Origin of the sequence: Micromonospora sp. NPDC007230 (genome assembly GCF_042869115.1) — a bacterium.
GTDB lineage: Bacteria > Actinomycetota > Actinomycetes > Mycobacteriales > Micromonosporaceae > Micromonospora.
Genome location: NZ_JBIAFE010000017.1, coordinates 1 through 22,463 on the forward strand (window position 1 = coordinate 1; position 22,463 = coordinate 22,463).

The 22,463-nt window shown below is 72.7% G+C and carries 20 protein-coding genes; 13 read left to right on the forward strand and 7 right to left on the reverse strand.

The features are described from left to right. Window positions 1-156: 156 nt before the first annotated feature. Window positions 157-774: a DUF4126 domain-containing protein gene (locus tag ACFYML_RS22835; RefSeq protein ID WP_387422581.1), complete on the reverse strand. Its 618-nt coding sequence runs from the start codon at window positions 772-774 to the stop codon at window positions 157-159. 71 nt (window positions 775-845) lie between these two features. Between ACFYML_RS22835 and nucS the strand changes: the two genes are divergently transcribed. Further along, window positions 846-1,505 (forward strand): endonuclease NucS, encoded by a 660-nt coding sequence (gene nucS / locus ACFYML_RS22840; protein ID WP_073836014.1) that lies wholly within the window; start codon window positions 846-848, stop codon window positions 1,503-1,505. Between the two features lie 18 nt (window positions 1,506-1,523). Here nucS and ACFYML_RS22845 read toward each other — a convergent pair whose 3' ends face one another. Further along, entirely contained in the window at window positions 1,524-3,026 is a 1,503-nt protein-coding gene (locus ACFYML_RS22845; protein WP_387422582.1) for an aldehyde dehydrogenase family protein, read from the reverse strand. Window positions 3,027-3,309: 283 nt separating this feature from the next. On the opposite strand from ACFYML_RS22845, the gene ACFYML_RS22850 reads away from it, so the two are divergent. From ACFYML_RS22850 to ACFYML_RS22880, 7 genes are all read left to right on the forward strand, one after another. Beyond that, window positions 3,310-3,714, forward strand: coding sequence for an FHA domain-containing protein (locus ACFYML_RS22850; RefSeq protein WP_387422583.1), 405 nt, complete (start codon window positions 3,310-3,312; stop codon window positions 3,712-3,714). 86 nt (window positions 3,715-3,800) lie between these two features. Continuing rightward, complete coding sequence (locus ACFYML_RS22855) at window positions 3,801-4,865, forward strand: alpha/beta hydrolase (protein WP_387422584.1); 1,065 nt, start codon at window positions 3,801-3,803, stop codon at window positions 4,863-4,865. Window positions 4,866-5,117: 252 nt separating this feature from the next. Continuing rightward, window positions 5,118-6,908 carry a 3-hydroxyacyl-CoA dehydrogenase family protein gene (locus ACFYML_RS22860; RefSeq protein ID WP_387422585.1) on the forward strand — a complete coding sequence of 597 codons (1,791 nt, stop codon included), beginning with the start codon at window positions 5,118-5,120 and terminating at the stop codon, window positions 6,906-6,908. Window positions 6,909-6,949: 41 nt separating this feature from the next. Beyond that, window positions 6,950-7,444 carry a SigE family RNA polymerase sigma factor gene (locus ACFYML_RS22865; protein ID WP_387422586.1) on the forward strand — a complete coding sequence of 165 codons (495 nt, stop codon included), beginning with the start codon at window positions 6,950-6,952 and terminating at the stop codon, window positions 7,442-7,444. Further along, on the forward strand, window positions 7,441-8,517 hold the full coding sequence (locus tag ACFYML_RS22870; RefSeq protein ID WP_387422587.1) for a hypothetical protein: 1,077 nt from the start codon (window positions 7,441-7,443) through the stop codon (window positions 8,515-8,517). The genes ACFYML_RS22865 and ACFYML_RS22870 overlap by 4 nt, the downstream gene beginning before the upstream one ends. Before the next feature lie 57 nt (window positions 8,518-8,574). Further along, complete coding sequence (locus ACFYML_RS22875; protein WP_387422588.1) at window positions 8,575-8,907, forward strand: hypothetical protein; 333 nt, start codon at window positions 8,575-8,577, stop codon at window positions 8,905-8,907. A gap of 66 nt (window positions 8,908-8,973) precedes the next feature. Beyond that, entirely contained in the window at window positions 8,974-9,783 is an 810-nt protein-coding gene (locus ACFYML_RS22880; protein WP_387422590.1) for an alpha/beta hydrolase, read from the forward strand. An 11-nt stretch (window positions 9,784-9,794) separates the two neighbouring features. Here the strand turns inward: ACFYML_RS22880 and ACFYML_RS22885 are convergent, their stop codons facing one another. Continuing rightward, the gene (locus ACFYML_RS22885; protein ID WP_387422591.1) at window positions 9,795-11,000 is read right to left on the reverse strand and encodes an AI-2E family transporter; all 1,206 of its coding nucleotides are present in this window, start codon (window positions 10,998-11,000) and stop codon (window positions 9,795-9,797) included. A gap of 408 nt (window positions 11,001-11,408) precedes the next feature. Here ACFYML_RS22885 and ACFYML_RS22890 point away from each other — a divergent pair, with 408 nt between their 5' ends. Next, window positions 11,409-11,615 carry a hypothetical protein gene (locus ACFYML_RS22890; protein WP_387422592.1) on the forward strand — a complete coding sequence of 69 codons (207 nt, stop codon included), beginning with the start codon at window positions 11,409-11,411 and terminating at the stop codon, window positions 11,613-11,615. A 131-nt stretch (window positions 11,616-11,746) separates the two neighbouring features. Here ACFYML_RS22890 and ACFYML_RS22895 read toward each other — a convergent pair whose 3' ends face one another. The 4 genes from ACFYML_RS22895 to mce form a co-directional block, all read right to left on the reverse strand. Beyond that, on the reverse strand, window positions 11,747-14,074 hold the full coding sequence (locus ACFYML_RS22895) for a hypothetical protein (RefSeq protein ID WP_387422593.1): 2,328 nt from the start codon (window positions 14,072-14,074) through the stop codon (window positions 11,747-11,749). 166 nt (window positions 14,075-14,240) lie between these two features. Continuing rightward, window positions 14,241-15,491, reverse strand: a complete 1,251-nt coding sequence (locus tag ACFYML_RS22900) for a DivIVA domain-containing protein (protein WP_387422594.1) — start codon at window positions 15,489-15,491, stop codon at window positions 14,241-14,243. 276 nt (window positions 15,492-15,767) lie between these two features. Next, a complete protein-coding gene (ccrA, locus tag ACFYML_RS22905) occupies window positions 15,768-17,123 on the reverse strand; it encodes a crotonyl-CoA carboxylase/reductase (protein ID WP_387422696.1) in 1,356 nt (451 codons plus the stop codon). 270 nt (window positions 17,124-17,393) lie between these two features. Next, complete coding sequence (gene mce, locus ACFYML_RS22910; protein WP_387422595.1) at window positions 17,394-17,864, reverse strand: methylmalonyl-CoA epimerase; 471 nt, start codon at window positions 17,862-17,864, stop codon at window positions 17,394-17,396. 61 nt (window positions 17,865-17,925) lie between these two features. On the opposite strand from mce, the gene ACFYML_RS22915 reads away from it, so the two are divergent. The 4 genes from ACFYML_RS22915 to ACFYML_RS22930 all read left to right on the forward strand — a co-directional run bounded on the left by ACFYML_RS22915 (window position 17,926) and on the right by ACFYML_RS22930 (window position 22,385). Further along, entirely contained in the window at window positions 17,926-19,122 is a 1,197-nt protein-coding gene (locus ACFYML_RS22915) for an acetyl-CoA C-acetyltransferase (protein WP_387422597.1), read from the forward strand. Window positions 19,123-19,166: 44 nt separating this feature from the next. Next, on the forward strand, window positions 19,167-20,102 hold the full coding sequence (gene meaB, locus ACFYML_RS22920; protein ID WP_387422697.1) for a methylmalonyl Co-A mutase-associated GTPase MeaB: 936 nt from the start codon (window positions 19,167-19,169) through the stop codon (window positions 20,100-20,102). Between the two features lie 84 nt (window positions 20,103-20,186). Continuing rightward, window positions 20,187-20,600, forward strand: a complete 414-nt coding sequence (locus ACFYML_RS22925; protein ID WP_357440780.1) for an Asp23/Gls24 family envelope stress response protein — start codon at window positions 20,187-20,189, stop codon at window positions 20,598-20,600. Window positions 20,601-20,696: 96 nt separating this feature from the next. After that, window positions 20,697-22,385, forward strand: a complete 1,689-nt coding sequence (locus ACFYML_RS22930; protein WP_387422598.1) for a methylmalonyl-CoA mutase — start codon at window positions 20,697-20,699, stop codon at window positions 22,383-22,385. Window positions 22,386-22,463: the final 78 nt, after the last annotated feature.

The following is a 22,463-nucleotide window of genomic DNA, read 5'->3' on the forward strand; positions in this document are numbered from 1 at the left end:
GGGGCGACCGTGCCCGGCGCAGGGATCAAGCCTGACCGCCCGGAGCCGGGCACGGTCGCCCCCAGCCCCCAACCGGAAAGCAGGGATCAAACCCTGAAGCCGCTCACCCTCGCCCCAGCCCACAACCAGAAGCAGCCCCAAGAGCAACCACTTACATCAGACCCGGAACCCAGCCGCGCGGGCTGCCGCGCGTTCCCGACGCCGGTCGTTGCGCCGCCGCAGGAACCAGCCGAAGAACAGCACGAACCCGAGCAGGAACGCCAGCACCAGCACCGGCAGCAGGATCGCCACCACCGACATCACCGCGCTCGTGGCGTCCTCGGCGGTGCTGGCGACCGGGGCGCCGAAGCCAGCGGTGGTCGCGTTGATGACCGGGCGGGCCGCCGACTTGAGCAGGTGCACGCCGAGCGCGATGAGGACGCCGACCACCACCGGCACCCACTGGTGCGAGGAGAAGAAGGTGTCCGGGTCGCTGACCGTGACGGTCTCCGAGCTGGAGCCGGCGCCGAAGGCCAGGCCGCCGGCGGTCGGCCGGACCACCGTCTGCACCACGTCGTTGACGTGGTCGACCACCGGCACCTTGTCGGCGACCACCTCGATGGTGAGCAGCACGGCGAGGATCAGGATGACCCAGCCGTTGCCCAGCCACTGCCACCCGCCGGGCAGGTCGATCAGGTCGGTGTAGCGCGCCAGCAGACCCATGAGGAGGAGCGGGATGTAGGCGTTCAGGCCGGCCGAGGCGGCGAGGCCGGAACCGGTGAGGACTTCGAGCACGATCTCAATATCGCACCGGTACGCCAGTGGCGCTCGCCGGCGGGCGCCGGGTGCTCGGCTACCCTCGTCGGGTGCGGTTGGTGATTGCGAAGTGCTCGGTGGACTACGTCGGACGGCTCTCGGCACACCTGCCGCCGGCCACCCGGCTGCTCATGGTGAAGGCGGACGGCTCGGTGTCGATCCACGCGGACGACCGGGCGTACAAGCCGTTGAACTGGATGAGCCCGCCGTGCCGGTTGGAGGAGGCCCCCGGCGTCTGGCGGGTGGTCAACAAGGCCGGCGAGGAGCTGCGCATCACCCTGGAGGAGATCTTCCAGGACACCTCGTACGAGCTGGGTGTCGACCCGGGCCTGCGTAAGGACGGTGTGGAGGCCCACCTGCAGGAGCTGCTGGCCGCCAACCCGGAGACCCTGGGCGAGGGCTTCACGCTGGTCCGGCGGGAGTACATGACCGCGATCGGCCCGGTCGACCTGCTCTGCCGGGACGCCAATCAGGGTGCGGTCGCGGTCGAGGTGAAGCGGCGCGGCGAGATCGACGGCGTGGAGCAGCTCACCCGCTACCTGGAGCTGATGAACCGCGATCCGCTGCTGGCCCCGGTCACCGGTGTGTTCGCCGCCCAGGAGATCAAGCCGCAGGCTCGGGTGCTCGCCACCGACCGGGGGATCCGCTGCGTGGTGGTCGACTACGACAAGCTGCGCGGCATCGAGCGCGACGAGCTGACCCTGTTCTGATTCCGGGTCCGCCGACTGTCAGCGGCCCCGGCCGTACATCAATTTGGCGGCCTTGACCAGGCGGGCGACGTCGGCCGGGGTGCGTTCGAAGGTCATCGACGGCAGCAGGGAGGGCCCGCGGCGGCGGGTGATCGCCTTGGCCCGGCCGAACTCGCGCAGCCCGTCCTCACCATGGATCCGGCCGAAGCCGGAGTCGCCGACCCCGCCGAACGGCAGGGTGGACATGCCGGCGAAGGTGAGCGTCGAGTTGATCGCGGCCATCCCGGAGCGCAGCCGCCGCGCGACCGCCACCGCCCGCTTCCGGCCGAAGACCGAACCCCCGAGACCGTACGAGAGGGCGTTGGCCCGCTCGACGGCCTCGTCGACGTCGCGGACCCGGTTGACCGTCAGGGTCGGGCCGAAGGTCTCCTCGCGGACGGCGGCCGAGTCCTCCGGTACGTCCACCAGCACGGTCGGGTGCACGTACGGCGGTCGCACCGCCTCGGGGCCGCCGAGCACCGCCCGGCCGCCGCGGGCGACCGCGTCGTCGATGTGCCGGCGAATGATGTCGAGCTGGGCGGGCATGGTGATCGGGCCGATGTCGGCACCCTCCGGGCCGACGGTGAGCCGGCCGGCCTTCGCCACCACCTTGTCGAGGAAGGCGTCGTAGACCGGGTCGACGGCGTAGACCCGCTCGATGCCGATGCAGGTCTGGCCGGCGTTGGTCAGCGCGCCCCAGACGCAGGCCTCGGCGGCGGCGTCCAGGTCGGCGTCGACGTCCACGATCATCGCGTCCTTGCCGCCCGCCTCGAGCAGCACCGGGGTGAGGGTCTCGGCGCAGGCCGCCATCACCTTCTTGGCGGTGGCGGTGGAGCCGGTGAAGGCGAGCTTGCCGACCCCGGAGCGGCACAGCGCGGCGCCCACGTCGCCGAGCCCGTGCACGGCGGTGAGGACGGGCTGCTCCGGCACCACCTCGGCGAAGCGGTCCACCAGCCACTGCCCGACGGCCGGGGTGTACTCGCTCGGCTTGAACACCACCGCGTTGCCGGCGGCGAGGGCGTACGCGGCGGAGCCGATCGGGGTGAAGACGGGGTAGTTCCACGGGCCGATCACCCCGACCACCCCGTACGGCTGGTATTCGAGGTGTCCGGCGAACTCGGCGAGGATCAGCCGGGTGCGCACCCGGCGTGGCCCGAGCACCCGGCGGGCGTTGCGGGCGGCCCAGTCGATGTGCTCCAGCGCGGTGAGGATTTCGACGACCGCGTCGCCGACCGGCTTGCCGCCCTCGGCGTGCACCAGCTCGGCCAGTTCCTCGATCCGTCCGGCGAGGACGCCGCGCCAGCGCAGCAGCCGCTGCCGGCGGCCGGTGAAGCCCAGCCCGGCCCACCACTGACCGGCGGCGCGCGCCTGTTCGACCGCGTCCCGTACGTCCGCCGCGGTCGCCACCGGGAGCCGTCCGGCCTCGGCGCCGGTGGCCGGGCTGGTGGACACCAGCCGACCGTCCTCGATGATCGGGGTCCCCGGGACATGCACAGCCGTCATGGTCGAAGTCTAGACCCGAACGTTACTCGCCGGTAGGTCCGGCGTCCCGCGTGACCTGCCCTGGCGGTGCCGCCGGAAGTCCGAGGAATCGACGGACGTGACTGGTGAATGAACCCGAAACGGCGAACAGAAGTTGACCGGCCGGGGTCGTGGGGGTGACCACCCGGTGGTGACGGCGATTACGGTGAGCTGGCAGGCTGACGCCGCAGGGCGACCGGAGGGGCGACTGTCAATGGAGGAACATCCGGAGCTGATGCCGCTTTTGACGGTGTCGGGTGGGGCGATGCGCGGACTCAGCTTCCGCGTCGGTCGGGACCCACTGGTGATCGGCCGGGCGCCGAGCGCACATATCGTGCTCGCCGACCCGCATCTGAGCCGGCGGCACGCCACGGTGCAGCTGACCCCCGAGGGGGCCTGGCTGACCGACCTCGGCTCGACCAACGGCACCTGGCTCAACGACCAGCGGATCAGCGGTAGCGTGCCGCTCTCCGACGGTGACGTGGTCCGGCTCGGCCGTACCGACCTGCGCTACTTCGACCCGGGCGTGGCCCGGACCGACCCGGTCGGGATGAGCTTCGGCCTCCCGGCCCCGAGCCACCGGCCGACCGTGCCGCTGCCCCGGCCGTCGGCCCCACGGGTGCCCGTGCCGCGCGAGGCCCGGTCGCTCCCGGTCGACGCGCACTCCTGACCACCGGGCCCGTCCACATCGGGGAGCGGCCCGGGATGGGGAGCGGGCACATGGACCGGGTCGGGCCGGTGTGCCAGCATGCGCGGATGCGGAGCACACGGCACACCGTCCAGGCCAACGGCATCACCCAGTCGGTGCGGGTGGCCGGTCCGCCGGACGGCGTACCGGTGCTGCTGGTCCACGGCAACGTCTCGTCGTCGACGTTCTGGGAGCCGCTGCTGCGGCGGCTGCCGGAGACGCTCCGCGTGGTCGCGCCCGACCTGCGCGGGTACGGCGACACCGCCACCGCCCCGGTCGACGCGACCCGGGGCCTCGCCGACTTCGCCGACGACGTGGCCGCCCTGCTCGATGCCCCCGGGCTGTTCGCCCCCGGCGCACGGCCGGTGGTGGTCGGGCACTCGCTGGGCGGCGGGGTGGCGATGCGGCTGCTGGTCGACCACCCCGAGCGGGTGGCCGGGCTGCTGCTGGAGGCGCCGGTCTCCCCGTACGGGTTCGGCGGGACCCGGGACCTCGACGGCGCCCCGACCACGCCCGACTTTGCGGGCACCGGCGGCGGCACCGCCAACCCCGACTTCGTCGCCCGGCTCGCCGCGCAGGACCGGGGCGAGGAGGGCCCGACCAGCCCGCGGAACGTGCTGCGCGCGGCGTACGTGGCTGACCCGGCGTCGCTGGGCGAGGACGAGGACCTGCTGCTGGACAGCATGCTCACCACCGCGGCCGGGGACGACAACTACCCGGGCACGGCGGTCACCTCCGCGCACTGGCCGGGAACGGCGGCCGGCGAGCGCGGGGTGCTGAACGCGTTGGCCCCCGCCTGGTTCCGGGTCGCCGACGAGCTGATCGGGGTCTCGGCCAAGCCGCCGGTGACCTGGGTACGCGGCGACGCCGACGTGATCGTCTCGGACACCTCGCTGTTCGACCTGGCCTATCTGGGGTCGCTGGGCGTGGTGCCGGGCTGGCCGGGAGCGGCGGACTGCCCGCCCCAGCCGATGGTGGGCCAGACCCGGGCGGTGCTGGACCGGTACGCGGCCGCCGGCGGGACGTACCGGGAGGTGGTGCTGCCCGGTTGCGGTCACAGCCCGCACCTGGAACGGCCGGCCGAGTTCGTCGCGGAGCTGCTGTCACTGGTCGGGGCGCCCGCAGAGGCCTGACCCGGCAACGCCGGCGGAGGCCGGACCCGGCGGCGCCGGCGGAGGCCGGACCCGGCGGCGCCGGCGGGCGTCGGTGCCCGGCCTGCGATGGCGGCGCACCTCCGGGCCGGCCGTGCCCCGGGCGGAGAGTGACGGACGTCGTGAAATACCCCACGGCGTCTCGACAACGTAGAGTCACGTGGCAGACTCCGGCGCATAACCTTAGCGGCCGTTCATGTCGGCAACGCGGAGTCAACCAAGGGGAGGCCGGTCGTGGCGCGCGAGTTCACCAGGGTGGGTGTGGTGGGTCTGGGCACCATGGGTGCCGGCATCGTCGAGGTGTTCGCCCGCAACGGCATCGACGTGGTGGCCGTGGAGATCTCGGCGGCCGCCCTGGAGCGTGGCCGGGCCACCCTCACCGGGTCGACCGACCGCGCCGTGGCCAAGGGCAAGCTCGCCGAGGCCGACCGGGACGCCCTGCTGAGCCGGGTCGACTTCCAGGTCGGGCTGGGTGCGCTGCACTCGGTGGACCTGGTGATCGAGGCGGTGCCCGAGCACCTGGACCTGAAGCAGCGGATCTTCGCCGAGCTGGACCGGGTCTGCAAGCCCGAGGCCATCCTGGCCACCAACACCTCCTCGCTGAGCGTCACCGAGATCTCGGTCGCCACCACCCGGCCCAACCAGGTCATCGGCATCCACTTCTTCAACCCGGCCCCGATCATGAAGCTGGTCGAGGTGGTCCGCACCGTGGTCACCTCCGCCGACGTGGTGGCCGACGTGGAGGCGCTCTGCACGCGGCTCGGCAAGGTCGACGTGACCATCAACGACCGGGCCGGCTTCATCGCCAACGCGCTGCTCTTCGGCTACCTGAACCACGCCGTGAGCCTGTTCGAGGCGCGGTACGCGAGCCGCGAGGACATCGACGCCGCCATGAAGCTCGGCTGCGGCCTGCCGATGGGCCCGCTCGCGCTGATGGACCTGATCGGCCTGGACACCGCGTACGAGATCCTGGACACCATGTACCGGCGCGGCGGCCGGGACCGCCGGCACGCCCCGGTGCCGCTGATCAAGCAGATGGTCACCGCCGGGCTGCTCGGGCGGAAGTCCGGCCGGGGCTTCTACACCTACGAGCGGCCGGGCTCGCCGAAGGTCGTACCGGACGAGCAGACGCCGGTGGCGACGAAGTCCTCGCTTGCCGACGGCGCGCGGGCCATCGCCAAGGTCGGCATCGTCGGCTCCGGCACCATGGCCACCGGCATCATCGAGGTCTTCGCCAAGGCCGGGTACGAGGTCATCTCGGTGACCCGGGGCGCGGAGAAGTCCGCGAAGGTCTGCGAGGCGGTCAAGACCTCGCTCAACAAGGGCGTGGTCCGGGGCAAGCTCAGCGAGACCGACCGGGACGCCGCGCTGGGCCGGGTCACCTGGTCGGCCACCCTCGACCACCTCGCCGACGTCGACCTCGTGGTCGAGGCGGTGGTCGAGGAGCTGAGCGTCAAGAAGGCCCTCTTCGCCAGCCTCGACGAGATCTGCAAGCCGGGCGTGGTGCTCGCCACCACCACCTCCTCCCTGCCGGTGATCGACGTGGCGATGGCCACCCAGCGCCCGGCGGACGTGATCGGCCTGCACTTCTTCAACCCGGCGCCGATCATGCCGCTGGTGGAGATCGTGCGGACCATCCGCACCTCGGCGGAGACCGCCGCCACCGCCCGTGCCGTCTGCGCGGTGCTCGGCAAGACCGGCGTGGTCTGCGGTGACCGCTCCGGCTTCATCGTCAACGCGCTGCTCTTCCCGTATCTGAACGACGCGGTGAAGATGCTGGAGGCCAGCTACTCGACCGCCGACGACATCGACCACGCCATGAAGCTGGGCTGCGGCTACCCGATGGGCCCGTTCGAACTGCTCGACGTGGTCGGCCTGGACGTCGCGCTGGCCATCCAGCGCGAGCTCTACCTGGAGCTGCGCGAGCCGGGCTTCGCCCCCGCGCCGCTGCTGGAGCACCTGGTCACCGCCGGCTACCTCGGTCGCAAGAGCGGGCGCGGTTTCCGCGACCACACGCACCTCTGATCCTGGTCAACAAAGGAGGCCGGTGACGGCGTCTTGAGGGTGTGACCTTCGAGGAGTACGTCGGCAGCCGGGGCCCGGCCCTGTTGCGCCTGGCCCGGCTACTGACCGGCGACGAGCATCGCGCCGAGGACCTGACCCAGGACGTCCTGGCCCGGGCGTACGTGCACTGGCGGAAGATCGCCGGCGCCGACCGGCCCGACGTGTACGTGCGGCGGATGCTGGTCAACGCCAATCACTCGTGGTGGCGCCGGCGGTCCAGCCGGGAGCTGGCCGTGGACACCTTCGCCGAGCAGGCCCACCGGGGCGACCTCGGTGGGGAGGCGGCTGACCGGGACGAGATGTGGCGGCTGATCCGGGCCTTGCCCGACCGCCAGCGCGCCGTGCTGGTGCTGCGCTACTACGAGGACCTGGACGACGCCACGATCGCCCAGATCCTCGACTGCTCCCCGGTCACCGTCCGTACCCACGCGATGCGGGCGCTCGCCCACCTCCGGGAGCGCTGCGGCGTCCCGACGACCAACGGGAGCCGGCCGTGACCGACCTCGACGAGCGGATCACCTCGGCGCTGCGGGAGCGCGCCGAGGGAGAGATCGACACCGGCCGGCTGCTGCGGGCCTCGCGGGCCCGGGGCCGCCGCCGCCAACTGCGCCGCCGCGCCGCGACGGGTACCACCCTCGCCCTGGTCGGCGTCCTCGGCTTCGTCGGGGTGACCGGCACCGACCTCGGCGGGCTGCGCGGCCGGCTGCCGTGGACGGCGGCCACGCCGACCGTCGCCGCGCCGGTGCCGCCCCGCGCCGACGGAGTGCCGGGTGCCGCCCAGCGGCCCGACCTGGTCGGCAGCGACCCGCAGGTGCTGCACCTGGGCGTCGACACCAGCCAGGCCCGCTACCTGCGCTGGGCAGTCTACAGGTCGGCGCAGGTCGAGTCGATCCGGTTCAGCATTGGGGCCGGGCAGCCCGTCCTGGTCGAGGTGGGCCGGTCCGCGCAGCAATTCACGGACGTTGGAATCGAAGGTTTCCCGATCCAGGCGGTTCCGGGGCAGCCGACCTTCGACGGTGCGATCCGGCAGGTGGGCGGCACGGCGGGCGGCCTGGTCAAGGCCTGGCAGCCCGTCCCCGGCCTCTACGCCCGGGCGAGCATGCTCGGCGGCGACCGGAGCGCGCTGGTCAAGGCCGTGGATGCCATCCGCTTTGATGAGGCCCGACGGTGCGCGGCGCCGCTGCGGCTGACCACGTTGCCGCAGGACGCGACGGTGAGCGGCTGCTCCGTCGACGTCACCGCCTTCCCGGGGGGTCTCAAGGTCGACCTCATCCTGAACAGGGAGCCGTCGGGGACCATGGGGGTGCAGCTGCTGTACGGGGCGCAGATTGCCGGAAACACCACCGAGAGCAACCGCGCGGTGGGTGGCCGTCCCGCCTACCTCTACCCGGACGGTATGAAGCTGGAGCTGCTCGGCATTCCGAGAGCGCACCTGACCGCCGAGTTCGGTTGGCCGTGGCCAGACGCCCCCCCCAAGGGCCACCGGGGATTCACGGAGGCCGACGCGACGACCGTACTGGCCGGGGCGCAGGTGGCGAAGGATCTGACCGACCCGGAGACCTGGAAGTGACCGGCGCCGGCCGGGCCGCCCGATCCGGGCCGGTCCGGCCGGCGGAACGTACGCTTGTTGACCGTGAGCCCCCGTCGCAACCGTCCCCGCCGGGACGAGACCACCCACCTGGACGCCGAGCGGGCCCGCCAGGGCGTGCCCACCGTCCAGCAGTGGCGCGACGGCGACTGGCAGGTACGCGGGATCACCGGCGGGGCGTCCGTCAAGACGTACCGCTGTCCCGGCTGCGACCAGGAGATCCGTCCGGGGGTGGCGCACGTGGTGGCCTGGCCGGCCGACGACCGGGGCGACCTCACCGATCGGCGGCACTGGCACAGCGGCTGCTGGCGGGCCCGGGACCGGCGCGGGCCGAACCTCCAGCGCGGACGCGGCACCCCCCGATACGGCTGAGCGATCTGCGTCACCCTGTTTCCGCCCGGGCAGGCGGCGGGGACGGCGGCGCGCGAGACTGGGACGGTGAGCACCCCGATCCGTGCGTCGTCGATCCTGCCCGGTCACCGGGAGGACATCGAGCTGCACACCGCCGACGGGCTGACGCTGGTCGGTGAGCTGGCCCGACCGCTGGACCGGGCACCGGCCGGCACGCTGGTCTGCCTGCACCCGCTGCCCACCCACGGCGGGATGATGGACAGCCACGTCTTCCGGAAGGCGGCGTGGCGGCTGCCCGCGCTGGCCGACCTGGCCGTGCTGCGGTTCAACACCCGGGGCACCAGCAGCGTCCGGGGGACCAGCGAGGGAGCCTTCGACGGTGCCGTCGGCGAGCGCTTCGACGTCGCCGCCGCCATCGAGTACGCCGAGTTCCACGAGCTGCCGAACATCTGGCTGGTCGGCTGGTCCTTCGGCACCGATCTGGCGCTCAAGTACGGCTGCGACCCGGCGGTGGCCGGGGCGATCCTGCTCTCCCCGCCGCTGCGTTTCTCCGAGCCGGCGGACCTCGCCGTCTGGGCCGAGTCGGGCCGCCCGCTCACCGCCCTGGTGCCCGAGTTCGACGACTACCTGCGCCCCGAGGAGGCCCGGCAGCGGTTCGCGGCCGTGCCGCAGGCCGAGGTGGTCGGGGTGCCCGGCGCCAAGCACCTGTGGGTCGGCGACGCGGAGACCGTGCTCGACGAGATCGTCCGGCGGGTCAACCCGGCCGTGGCGGTGCCGCTGCCGACCACCTGGGACGGGCCGATGGAGACCGGCGACGTCAGCGCGTACGCCGACCGGACGGTGGCCGCGTTTGCCGACACCCCGGTCCCCGGCCCGCAGCAGCGGCAGGCGGGCTGACCCCGGGCCGGTCAGCGGGAGTCCTGCCGGGGCAGGACCACCTCCCGGAGGATGAGCTGGAGGGCGGCCACCATCGGGATGGCGATCAGCGCGCCGACCACGCCCAGCAGCGACACCCCGAGCAACGCGCCGAGCAGCGCCGCCACCTCGTTGACCGAGACCGCCCGGCGCATGATCTTCGGATAGATCAGGTAGTTCTCCACCTGCTGGTAGACCAGGAAGAAGACCAGGCAGGCGACGCCGACGGGCAGGTCGGTGGCGAAACCCACCAGGGACACCACCACCGCGCCCAGGGTCGCCCCGATCTGCGGGATCAGGTCGGTCACCGCGACCACCACGGCCAGCGCGAACGGGTACGGCAGCCCGACCGCCAGCGCGAAGACGAAGCTGCTCGCCCCGGCCAGCACCGCGATGGCGAGCGCGCCCACCATGTACGCGCCGACCCGGGTGAGGATCTCGTCGCCGATCAGCCGGACGCGTTCCCGGCGGGTGCGGGGCACCAGCGCATAACCGAGGTCACGTAGCCGGTCGAAGTACGCCAGGAAGTAGATCGTCAGCACCAGCACGGTCAGCACCCGGAGGATGGTGCCGAAGATCAGCTGAGCGCCGCCCAGCACGCCGCCGAGGGCCCGGCTGATGGTGTCCGCGTTCGCCGCCGCGCGGACCCGTTCCATCACGTCGTACCGCTCGATGAGATCGTTGACGGTGGGGTTGCGGCGCAGTTCCTCGACGTAGCCGGGCAGGTGCGTGATGAACTGCCCGGACTGGGTCACCACCGGGGGCACCAACGCCAGCAGCCCACCGATGATCAGCAGCAGTACGGTCAGGGTCACCACCGCGACGGCCAGCCCGTGCGGCAGCCCCCAGCGGCGCAACCGGACCACCGCCGGGTGCAGACCCACCGCGAGGAACAGCGCGATGACCACCAGCACCAGGATGCCGGCGGCGTTGCGGATGCCCAGGAAGACCGCGTACGCCAGCAGCACGCCGAGCGCCCCGGTGAAACCGACCAGGAAGGCGCTGCGGCGCAGCGGCTTGCCCGGCACGCCGAACCGCCCGCTCGGCTCAAACTCGGTCGGTTCGGTCGCCTGCTCTACGGTGCGCCGCCCGGACTCGTCGGTCGCGCCGTCCTCGGGGCGGAGCGCGCCCAGCGGGTCCTCGTCCTCCGGTCGGGCGTCGCCCGGCCGCCCGTCCTGCGCCACCTGACCTCCCCGCATCCCGCTCCGTCGTACGCGATCGGAGTCCAGCTCGCCGGGCCGGCCGGGTGACCGGGATCGGCCAGCCGGGCGTCGCCGTCCATGCGGCAGCCCGCTGCTCGGCAGGTTATCCGGCCCGGCTTTTCTCGGCCAGCCCTGCCCCGTCCACAGTCGGCCATCCCCCCGGGCGCCGGCGGCCCACCGCTGCTTTCCCGGCGGCGGCTGCGGCCTACCGCTGCTTGGCCGGCGGCGCTGGTGGGTTGCCGCTAGGTACCTGCCAGGATGCGCGGCTCGTCCGCCCGCCGCGTCGCCTCCTCCCGCCTATCGACCTGATGGCACAGACGATTCACCGCCGGATGCAGCATTTTATTGGTTGGCCGGGGCACGTCCCGCCTGAATCGTTTACGCCATCAGTTCCATAGCGTCCCAGTGGCAACGGTCCGGCCACCGCCGGCCACCGCCGGCCACCGCCGGCCACCGCCGGCCACCGCCGGCCACCGCCGGCCACCGCCGGCCACCGCCGGCCACCGCCGCGGCCAGTCGGCCGCCGGGGTCGGCGGGGTGCCGGGGTCGGCGGTGCCGGGCGGGGCGGCGGCGGTGCGGCTGATCGGGCGGATGCCGGGCGTGGGGCCGTGACCACGTCGCCGATCCGGCGGGGTTCGGGCGGGTTGGATACCGCGAGGTCGCCGAACTGTGGAGCCCGGTGGGCTACCCGCGGCAAGGCCGCCGACCTGGCGGGCGGGCCGTTCGGCGGGATGTCGCCTGCGTCAGTCGGACTCGACCTTCACGGCGCTCGGCTTGGCGCTTCGCTCGTCGGTGGTGGGCTTGGTCGGGCGCTTGCCGTTCTCGCCGGTGCTGGTGATCTTCGTGGGAGTGGCGCCCCGGCCGCCCTCGCCGGGTACGGCGGCCACGGTCGGCTCGCCGTCCACGCCAACGGTGGCGGCGCCTCCGTCCACGGTGGTCACCGGTTCGGCGACCGGGCGGGCCGGGCTGCCGTCCGCCGCCGGCTCCGGGGCCGTCGCCGGCTCCCCGGTCGCCGCCGGCGCGGAATCGGCGCCCTCGGGGGAGACCGTCGCCGTGCTCTTCGCGCTGACCGGCGCGGTGTCCCTGCCGGTGGCTGGCGCCGTGGCCGTGTCGGGCGTCGCTGGCGCGGTGTCCTTGCCGGTCACCGGCGCCGTCTCCTTCCCGGAGGTCACCGGCGCGGTCTCCTTGCCGGCCGCCGGCGTGGTGCCCTTGCCGGCCGCCGGCGTGGTGGCCTTGCTGGCCCCCGGCGTGGTGGCCTTGCCGGCCGCCGGCGTGGTGCCCTTGCCGGTGACCGGCGTGGTGTCCGGATCGGCCGTCGGCGCGGTCGCGCCGGAGTCACCCCCGGGCGTTGCGGCCAGCTCGTCCGGGTCCACCGGGGTGGTGGCCAGGCCGGCGCTGCTCGCCGACAACCGCACCTCGGCGAGCTTGCGCTGGAGGTCGTCGGACTCCTGGCGGGACTTCCACGTCTCCGTCCGCAGGTCCGCCAGCTCCTGCTGGGCGTGGGCGATCTCCAGCATCACCTGGGCGAGCTGCTGCCGGCCGGCGGCCACCTCCTGCTGGGTGGCGGCGAGGTGCTGCTGGGTGGTGGCCAGGTGCTGCTGGGTGGTGGCCGCGTACTCCTCGAACTGGCGGCGCGAAGCGGCGACGTGCTCGTCGGCCTTGCGGCGCTTGTCGGCGGCGTCGACCTCGGCCCGGCGCAGCAGCTCGGCACCCTCCTCCTCGGCCTGCCGGCGCATGTTGAGCGCGTCCTGCTCGGCCGCCTTTCGGATCTTGACGGCGCCCTGCTCGACCTCCTGGCGGCGGGTGGCGTACGCCTTCTCCAGCTCGTCCTGCCGCTTCTTGTGCTGCTTGTCGAGCTCGTCGCGGCGCTTGGCGTACTCCTGCTCGGCGGTCGCGCGGCGCTGGGCGAACTGCTTGTCGGCCGCGTCCCGCCGGGCGTTGACCTCCTTCTCCACCCCGGCCCGCCAGGCGCCCAGTTCCTGCTGCGTCTGGGCGCGGGCCTGCTGGACGTACGCCTCGGTCTCGGTGCGCATCCGCTGGACGTACGCGTCGATCTCGGCGCGGTTGCGCTTGCCGGCGTCGGCAGCCTCGGCGGTGAGCCGGCTGGCCTCGGTGCGGGCCTGGCCCCGGGTGGCCTTCGCCGCCTCCTCCGCGTCTTCGACGATCTTCTTGGCCTCGGCGAGCGCCTTGGCATGGGTGGCCCGGCCGGCCTCGGCCGCGGATTCGGTGAGGCGCTTGGCCTCCTGCTGCGCCTTGCCGTGCACCTCCTTGGCCGCCTCGCGGAGCTGGGTCGCCTCCTGCTGGGCCTTGGCCAGCGCCTCCTTGGCGGCCTCGCGCAGTCGGGCCGCCTCCTGCTGGGCGCGGCTGTGGATCTCCTTGGCGGTGTCCCGGAGCTGGGTCGCCTCCTGCTGGGCCGTGGCCAGCGCCGTCTGGGCCGTCCGGCGCAGCCTGGTGGCCTCGTCGTTCGCGTCCCGACGGAGCTTGGTGGTCTCCTCGGCGGCGTCCTTGCGAAGCTTGGTGGTCTCCTCGGTGGCGTCCTTGCGGAGCTTGGTGGCCTCCTCCTTGGCCGCCGTCAGGGTGGCCTCCGCCTCGGCCTTGCGCGCGGCGGTGAGTCGCTCCTCCTCGGCCCGCCGGGCGGCGAGGGCGATCTCGAAGTCCTTGAGGGCCTGGGCGGACTGCTCCCGGGCCTCCTCGATGATGTGCTCGGCGGCCGCACGACGGGCCTCGATCTCCTCGTTGGCCGCGGCGACGATCTCGTCCGCCTGCTCCTCGGCCATCAGGAGGATCTGCTCGACCCGGGGGCCGAGGTGCCGGAACGAGGCCCGGTCCACCACGCCCACCTGCTTGCGCACCTGGGCGAGGTCGCGTTGCAGCACCTCGACCTGGCCGGCCAGCTTGTGGATCTGGGTGTACGCCTGCTCCCGCTCGGCCGTCAGCGCCGTGATCTCGTGCTCCGCACGAGCGACGTATCGGTCGACCTGTCGTTTGTCGTACCCCCGCAGCGCGGACTCGAAGCTGGGCTCCGTGGTCACGTCCCCGCCGAGAGCAAACAGTTCCTCGCCGTGCGACATGCTCCCATCCTCACACGCATCCGGCTCTGCTGGGGCGATACGGACGCCCCTGCTGGGACCTACTTCACTGACAGGTCGAAACGGGCGGGAAATGCATGACGGCGCGGGGTGGCACCGGTTACCCGGTGTCACCCCGCGCCGTGGCTCATGCCCCGGTGCGGGTGTCTCAGCTGGCCGACTCGGCGGTCACCTTCTCCTCGGCGTCACCGGACTTGGCCGCCGGCTTGGCGCCGCCGCCCGGCACGCCAGGCACGATTCCGGCGAGGCCGGAGAGCATCTGCCCGAGCTGCGAGGTGACGGCGTCCTTCTGCCGGGTGAGGTCCTCGACCTCGCGGCGGGCCGCCTGGGTGGTCAGTTCAGCCTCGGTGCGGGCCTCGCTGAGCAGGCGCTGCGCCTCGGCCTTCGCCTCGTTCAGGGTCTTGTCGGCCAGCGCCTTGGCCTTGTCCACCGTCTCGTTGGCGGTGCGCTCGGACTCGACCCGGCGGGCCTCGGCCCGCTGCTCGATCTCCTTGGCCCGCTCCTGGGCGGCCCGGGCCCGCTGCTCGGCCTCGCTGACCAGCTTCTGGGTCTGCGCGACCTGGGCGGCGTGCCGCTCGGACTCCTCGCGCTCGGCCTTCTCCCGCCGCTCGGCGAGCTGGAGCTCCAGGGCCTGGAGGTCCTTGTCGCGCTTGTCCCGCGCGTCGGTCAGCAGCTTGGTCGCCTCGGCGCGCTTCTCCTCGGCCTCCCGAGCGGCCTTGGCCCGCTGCTGGGTGATCTCCCGCTCGGCGGTGGCGCGCAGGGTGGCGACCTCACGCTCGACGGTGGACTTCAGCTCGGCCACCTCGTGGGCGGTGACCGTACGCAGCTGCTTGGTCTCCCGCTCGGCGTCGGCGCGCAGGGTGTCCGCCTCGCGGCGGGCCTGCACCCGGACCTCTGCCGCCTCCCGCTCGGCGGCGGTACGGACGCTGCCGGCCTCCCGCTCGGCGGTGGCCTTCATGGCGGCCGCCTCGGCGCGTGCCTTGTCGGTGATCTCGCGTGCCTCGAGGCGGGCCGCGGAGAGGATGCCCTCCGACTCGCGCTTCGCCTCGTTGCGGTGGTCGTTGGCCTGCTCCTCGGCCAGCCGGAGGATCTGCTCGACGCGGGTGCCCAGGCCGGAGAGGGTCGGCCGGTTGTTCTCCTCGAGCTGCTTGTTGGTGTCGGCGAGCTTCTGCTCCAACGCGCCCTGGCGCTGCTCGGCCTGGCGGAGCCGACGCTGGGCGTCGTTCATCCGCTGCTCGGCCTCGGCCCGGGCCTGCTCGGACTGGCTCAGCGCGGCGCTCAACCGGCCGATGAAGTCGTCGACCTGGTTGGTGTTGTATCCGCGCAGGCCAACGGTGAAATCTGGCTGCGTGTTCGCGTTATCGAAGAACGCAAGAGGGGAGGACTGCTGCTGGGGCATTGGGACATACTGGCAGACGCCCCAGGGTGCTTCGCAAGAGCGGTCCGAAGCTTTCGTGTCCTGTTTACATGGTCAACTTCGGGAGCCGGTTGGGACCGGACCGAACCGGCGATCTTGGCAGGTCCCAGGCGCGCCGGGCGGGACGCGAGGCGCGCGCGGAAAGGGCCGTGGGTCGGTGGCCCGCGGCCCTTTGTCGAGCATCGCCGAATCGCGCACGGCGCAATGGAAAGCGCAATGCCTCCACCATGCGGATGGTGCCCGGACCACCCGGACGGGTCAGTGCCCGCGGAACCGGTTGATCGCCGTTTCGTGCCGGGCGCGCAGCTCGGTGTCCCGGACACCGAGGCCGTCGGTCGGGGCGAGGCAGCGCACACCCACCTTGCCCTGGTGTGCGTTGCGGTGCACCTCGTACGCGGCCTGGCCGGTCTGCGCCAACGGGTAGGTCCGCGAGACCGTCGGGTGGACCTTGCCGAGCGCGACGAGCCGGTTGGCCTGCCAGGCCTCGTGGTAGTTGGCGAAGTGGCTGCCGACGATCCGCTTGAGGTGCATCCAGAGGTAGCGGTTGTCGTACTGGTGCTGGAAGCCGCTGGTGGAGGCGCAGGTGACGATGGTGCCGCCGCGCTTGGCGACGTAGACGCTGGCGCCGAAGGTCTCCCGGCCGGGGTGCTCGAAGACGATGTCCGGGTCCTCGCCGCCGGTCAGTTCGCGGATCCGCTCGCCGAAGCGGCGCCACTCGTCCGGGTCCTGGGTCTCTTCGTCCCGCCAGAACCGGAAGCCCTCCGCGGCCCGGTCGATGACCAGCTCGGCGCCCATCCGCCGGCACAGCTCGGCCTTCTCCGGCGAGGAGACCACGCAGACCGGGATCGCCCCGCCACCCAGTGCCATCTGGGTGGCGTAACTGCCCAGGCCGCCGGAGGCGCCCCAGATCAGCACCACGTCCCCCTGCTTCATGTTCGCCCCGTGGTGGGAGACGAGCTGCCGGTACGCGGTGGAGTTGACCAGGCCGGGACTGGCCGCCTCCTCCCAGCTCAGGTGGCGCGGTTTCGGCATGAGCTGGTTGGCCTTGACCACGGCCAGCTCGGCCAGGCCGCCGAAGTTGGTCTCGAAGCCCCAGATCCGCTGCTGCGGGTCGAGCATGGTGTCGTCGTGGCCGGCCGCGTCCTCCAGTTCCACCGAGAGGCAGTGCGCGACCACCTCGTCGCCGACCTTCCACCGGGTCACCCCGGGTCCGGTCCGCAGCACCACGCCGGCCGCGTCCGACCCCACCACGTGGTAGGGCAGGTCGTGCCGGCGGGCCAGGTCCGAGACCCGGCCGTAGCGCTGGAGGAACCTGAAGGTGGGCAGCGGCTCGAAGATGCTGGTCCAGACCGTGTTGTAGTTGATCGCGCTGGCCATCACCGCGACCAGCGCCTCACCCGGGCCGAGCTCCGGGGTGGGCACCTCCTGGAGGTGCAGCGCCTTGCGCGGGTCCTTGTCCCGGGTGGCCATGCCGTCGAACATCCGGGTGTCCTCGGCGCGGACGACCACGCCCCGGTAGCTCTCCGGTACCGGCAGGCCGGCGAGGCCGGCGAGTTCCCGCTCCGGCTGCGCGGAGCTCTCCGCCGCCATGATCGCATCGAGGATGTCCTGCACGGTGACCTCCCGTTCGTCCGCGCCCACACCGGGGCAGGGGTGCTGCCATCGTCGGCGCCGGTGCGACGGGTCCGCCATGTCGGCAATCGACACATCCGGCACCGGTCGCACTCCTGTGGGGCCGGATGTTACTGAACGGTAGCTAGGGCCGGAAGTCTCCTGTGAAAAACTGCATCCGCCGATGCGTGGAGGCGTCCGTGGGACCGCTGAACCCCGCACCGCCGCGCGTTCCCGCGGGTGGGGGAGGGCCGCTCGACCCTCCCCCGCGGCTCACCGGGTGGCCGGCTCGACCAGCTCGACCAGGACGCCGCCGGCATCCTTCGGATGCACGAAGTTGATCCGGGAGTCGGCGGTGCCCCGCTTCGGGGCCTCGTAGAGCAGCCGTACGCCCCGCTCGCGCAGCGCCGCGCAGGCCGCGTCGATGTCGGTCACCGTGTACGCGACCTGCTGCACGCCCGGCCCGTTGCGGTCCAGGAACTTCGCGATCGTCGACTCCGGCGACAGCGGGGCGAGCAGCTGCAAGCAGCCACCCTCGGTGGTCGGCCCGACGGCCAGCATCGCCTCGCGTACGCCCTGCTCGGCGTTCGTCTCGGTGTGCACGCAGCGCATCCCGAAGGTGCGCTGGTAGAAGTCAATCGCGGCGTCCAGGTCCGCCACGGCGATCCCGACGTGGTCGATGCGGCGCAGGCCGATGTCTGTGACATAGTCGGCAGCGGGCTCGACGGGGGAGTTCTCAGCCATGGCGCTAGTCTGACCGAACAATCGTTAAGGCGTACAGGTCGGCACCCCCTCGGAGGCAGGCATGGCTTCGGTGATCGTCAGCGGCGCGCGGACCCCGATGGGGCGACTGCTGGGCAACCTCAAGGACCTCCCGGCGACAAAGCTCGGTGGCATCGCGATCAAGTCGGCGCTGGAGCGCGCCGGCGTGACCCCCGACCAGGTGCAGTACGTGATCATGGGGCAGGTGCTCCAGGCCGGCGCGGGCCAGATCCCGGCCCGCCAGGCGGCCGTCGAGGCGGGCATCCCGATGAGCACCCCGGCGCTGACCATCAACAAGGTCTGCCTCTCCGGCCTGGACGCCATCGCGCTGGCCGACCAGCTCATCCGGGCCGGCGAGTTCGACATCGTGGTGGCCGGCGGCATGGAGTCGATGACCAACGCCCCGCACCTGCTGCTCGGCCAGCGCAGCGGCTACAAGTACGGCGACGTCACGATCAAGGACCACATGGCCCTGGACGGCCTCACCGACGCCTGGGACTGCTGCTCGATGGGCGAGTCGACCGAGCGGCTCGGGGCGAAGCACGGCATCACCCGCGCGGAGCAGGACGCCTTCGCGGCGGCCAGCCACCAGCGCGCCGCGGCCGCCCAGAAGAACGGCCACTTCGCCGAGGAGATCACCCCGGTGGTCATCCCGCAGCGCAAGGGCGACCCGCTGGTGATCAGCGAGGACGAGGGCATCCGTCCGGACACCACGGCCGAGTCGCTGGCCAAGCTGCGCCCGGCGTTCACCTCCGACGGCACCATCACCGCCGGCAGCTCCTCGCCGATCTCCGACGGCGCCGCCGCCGTGGTGGTGATGAGCAAGGCCAAGGCCAGGGAGCTGGGGCTGACCTGGCTGGCCGAGATCGGCGCGCACGGCAACGTGGCCGGCCCGGACAACTCCCTGCACTCGCAGCCGTCCAACGCCATCAACCACGCCCTGAAGAAGGCCGGCCTGGCCGTCTCCGACCTCGACCTCATCGAGATCAACGAGGCCTTCGCCGCGGTCGGCATCCAGTCCACCCGGGACCTGGCCGTCAGCCCGGAGAAGGTCAACGTCAACGGCGGTGCCATCGCGCTCGGCCACCCGATCGGCATGTCCGGCGCCCGGCTGGTGCTCACCCTGGCGCTGGAGCTCAAGCGCCGGGGCGGTGGCACCGGCGCGGCCGCGCTCTGCGGCGGCGGCGGCCAGGGCGACGCGCTGATCATCCACGTGCCCTCGGGTGCCGCTGACCAGTGAGCGTGCGGAGTGAGCCGTCGGTGCGCCGCAGCCGGGACGTACCGATGCTGGTGGAGCGGGCCCGCGCGGGTGACCCCCGCGCGGTGGCCCGGCTGATCACCCTGGTCGAGTCCGGCGACGAGGTGCTGCCGCAGGTCGCGGCGGCCCTCGCGCCGTACGCCGGGCACGCCCAGGTGGTCGGGCTGACCGGGTCGCCCGGGGTGGGCAAGTCGACCACGACCAACGAGCTGGTCCGGGCGCTGCGGGCGCGCGGTCACCGGGTCGGGGTGCTGGCCATCGACCCGTCCAGCCCGTTCACCGGCGGGGCGATCCTCGGCGACCGGGTCCGGATGCAGGACCACGCCACCGACCCCGGCGTCTACATCCGCTCGATGTCCAGCCGGGGGCACCTCGGCGGGCTCTCCGCGGCGACGCCGCAGGCGGTCCGGGTGCTGGAGGGCGCCGGCTGCGACGTGGTGCTGGTGGAGACCGTGGGCGTCGGGCAGGCCGAGGTCGAGGTGGCCTCGCTGGCCGACACCACGCTGGTGCTGCTCGCCCCGGGCATGGGCGACGCCATCCAGGCGGTCAAGGCCGGCATCCTGGAGATCGCCGACGTCTTCGTGGTCAACAAGGCCGACCGGGACGGCGCCGACGCCACCGTCCGCGACATCCAGGGCATGATCGCGCTGGGCGAGCGCGGGCCGGGGGAGTGGCGGCCGCAGGTGGTCCGGGCGATCGCCGCCCGCGGCGAGGGGATCGACGACATCGCCGCCGCGATCGACAAGCACCGGGACTGGCTGGAGCGGCACGGCGAGCTGCGCCGCCGCCGGGAGGCGCGGGCCGCCGCCGAGATCGAGGCGATCGCGCTCGGCACCCTCCGGGCCCGGATGGGTTCGCTGCGCGACGGTACGCAACTGCCGACGCTCGCCGCCAAGGTGGCCGAGGGCGCGATCGACCCGTACGCCGCCGCCGCCGACCTGCTGGCCCAGCTGGGGACCTGAGCGGTCCACTGCGGACCGGGCCCAACTAGTACGCTCGCACCGCCTCATGGCGGTCGTGGGGTTGGACGAGGGGGCGGGTGGAGCATGGCTGACGAGGCGACCCAGGAGCTGTCGGTGACGCCGGACGCGGTGGCGGGCGGCGCGACGCACGTCTCCGACGAGGTGGTGGAGAAGATCGCGGTGGCCGCCGCGAAGTCCGTGCCCGGGGTGGCCGAGCTCGGTGGCGACGTGGCGCGGTTCTTCAACGCGGTGCTGGACCGGGTCGGGCTGGACCAGGTCGGCGACGCGCGGCGGGGTTGCTCGGCGCACGTCACCAACGGCGCGGCGCTGGTCAACCTGGTCATCGTGATCGACGGCGGCCGGCCGGTCCCCGAGGTGACCGACGCGGTCCGTTCGGCGGTGACCTCGGCGGTGGAGGCGTACGGGCTGCGGGTCGACGAGATCAACATCCGGGTCGACGACGTGGCCCTGGGTGGCCCCGCGGCGCCCTCGGCCTGAGCCAGGTTACCGGCTGGTACCCAGATCCTTAGCGATCGTTCAGGCGACCGTTCTACACTCGGTCTTCAGTCGAGGACTCGAGGAGGAGCTCCGCGCATGGACGCCGACGAGATCGCCGCCGGTCGGGCCCGCTGGCAGGCCCGCTACGACGCCGCCCGCAAGCGGGACGCGGACTTCACCACGCTCTCCGGCATGACCGTGGACCCGGTGTACGGCCCGCCGGAGGGCGTGCCCTACCCCGGATTCGAGCGGATCGGCTGGCCGGGCGAGTTCCCGTACACCCGGGGGCTCTACCCGACCGGCTACCGCGGGCGGACCTGGACCATCCGGCAGTTCGCCGGCTTCGGCAACGCCCAGCAGACCAACGAGCGCTACCAGATGATCCTCGGCGCCGGCGGCGGTGGGCTCTCCGTCGCCTTCGACATGCCGACGCTGATGGGCCGCGACTCCGACGACCCGCAGTCGCTCGGTGAGGTCGGCCACTGCGGCGTGGCCATCGACTCGGCCGCCGACATGGAGGTGCTGTTCAACGGCATCGACCTGGCCGGCGTGACCACCTCGATGACCATCTCCGGCCCGGCCGTGCCGGTCTTCTGCATGTATCTGGTCGCCGCCGAGCGGCAGGGCGCCGACCTGTCCCGGCTGGACGGCACGCTCCAGACGGACATCTTCAAGGAGTACATCGCGCAGAAGGAGTGGCTCTTCGACCCGGAGCCGCACCTGCGCCTGATCGGCGACCTGATGGAGTACTGCGCCCGGGAGATCCCGAAGTACAAGCCGCTGTCGGTCTCCGGCTACCACATCCGCGAGGCCGGCGCGACCGCCGCGCAGGAGCTGGCGTACACCCTGGCCGACGGGTTTGGCTACGTCGAGCTGGGGCTCTCGCGCGGGCTGGACGTCAACGTCTTCGCCCCGGGGCTGAGCTTCTTCTTCGACTCCCACGTGGACTTCTTCGAGGAGATCGCCAAGTTCCGGGCCGCCCGCCGGATCTGGGCCCGCTGGCTGCGCGACGTCTATGGCGCCACCAGCGAGAAGGCCCTCTGGCTGAAGTTCCACACCCAGACCGCCGGGGTGTCGCTGACCGCCCAGCAGCCGGTCAACAACGTGGTGCGTACCGCGGTGGAGGCCCTCGCGGCGGTGCTCGGCGGCACCAACTCGCTGCACACCAACGCCCTCGACGAGACCCTGGCCCTGCCCACCGACGAGTCGGCCGAGATCGCCCTGCGTACCCAGCAGGTGCTGATGGAGGAGACCGGGGTGACCAACGTGGCCGACCCGCTCGGCGGCTCCTGGTATGTCGAGGCGCTCACCGACCGGATCGAGGCCGAGGCGGAGGAGATCTTCGCCCGGATCAAGCAGCTCGCCGGCGACGGCCCGCACAAGATCGGCCCGATGACCTCGGGCATCCTGCGCGGCATCGAGGACGGCTGGTTCACCGGGCACATCGCCGAGTCGGCCTTCGTCTACCAGCAGGCGCTGGAGAAGGGCGACAAGAAGATCGTCGGCGTCAACTGCCACACCGGCACCGTCGCCAAGGAGCTGGAGATCCTGCGCATCTCGCACGAGGTGGAGCTGGAGCAGCGCCGGGTGCTCGCCGAGCGCAAGGCCGCCCGCGACGACGCCGCGGTCAAGGCCGCCGTGCAGCGCATGGTCGAGGTCAGCCGGACCGGGGAGAACATGATCCCCGCCATGCTGGACGCGGTCCGCGCCGAGGCCACCCTCGGCGAGATCTGCGACGCGCTGCGCGCCGAGTGGGGCGTCTACCGCGAGCCCGCCCGCTTCTGAGTGGCCGCGCCGGTGCCGGGACGCCCGGTACCGGCGCCCACCTGGCGTGAGAGTTGCAACTGTCGCCGTCGCGGTTGA

Excerpts from the sequence above, each read along its gene's own strand:
- ACFYML_RS22885 (WP_387422591.1), bottom strand. The coding sequence starts at position 11,000 with ATGCGGGGAGGTCAGGTGGCGCAGGACGGGCGGCCGGGCGACGCCCGA.
- ACFYML_RS22895 (WP_387422593.1), bottom strand. The coding sequence starts at position 14,074 with ATGTCGCACGGCGAGGAACTGTTTGCTCTCGGCGGGGACGTGACCACG.
- ACFYML_RS22915 (WP_387422597.1), top strand. The coding sequence starts at position 17,926 with ATGGCTTCGGTGATCGTCAGCGGCGCGCGGACCCCGATGGGGCGACTG.
- mce (WP_387422595.1), bottom strand. The coding sequence starts at position 17,864 with ATGGCTGAGAACTCCCCCGTCGAGCCCGCTGCCGACTATGTCACAGAC.
- ACFYML_RS22925 (WP_357440780.1), top strand. The coding sequence starts at position 20,187 with ATGGCTGACGAGGCGACCCAGGAGCTGTCGGTGACGCCGGACGCGGTG.
- ACFYML_RS22850 (WP_387422583.1), top strand. The coding sequence starts at position 3,310 with ATGCGCGGACTCAGCTTCCGCGTCGGTCGGGACCCACTGGTGATCGGC.
- ACFYML_RS22900 (WP_387422594.1), bottom strand. The coding sequence starts at position 15,491 with ATGCCCCAGCAGCAGTCCTCCCCTCTTGCGTTCTTCGATAACGCGAAC.
- meaB (WP_387422697.1), top strand. The coding sequence starts at position 19,167 with ATGCTGGTGGAGCGGGCCCGCGCGGGTGACCCCCGCGCGGTGGCCCGG.
- ACFYML_RS22845 (WP_387422582.1), bottom strand. The coding sequence starts at position 3,026 with ATGACGGCTGTGCATGTCCCGGGGACCCCGATCATCGAGGACGGTCGG.
- ACFYML_RS22855 (WP_387422584.1), top strand. The coding sequence starts at position 3,801 with ATGCGGAGCACACGGCACACCGTCCAGGCCAACGGCATCACCCAGTCG.
- ACFYML_RS22930 (WP_387422598.1), top strand. The coding sequence starts at position 20,697 with ATGGACGCCGACGAGATCGCCGCCGGTCGGGCCCGCTGGCAGGCCCGC.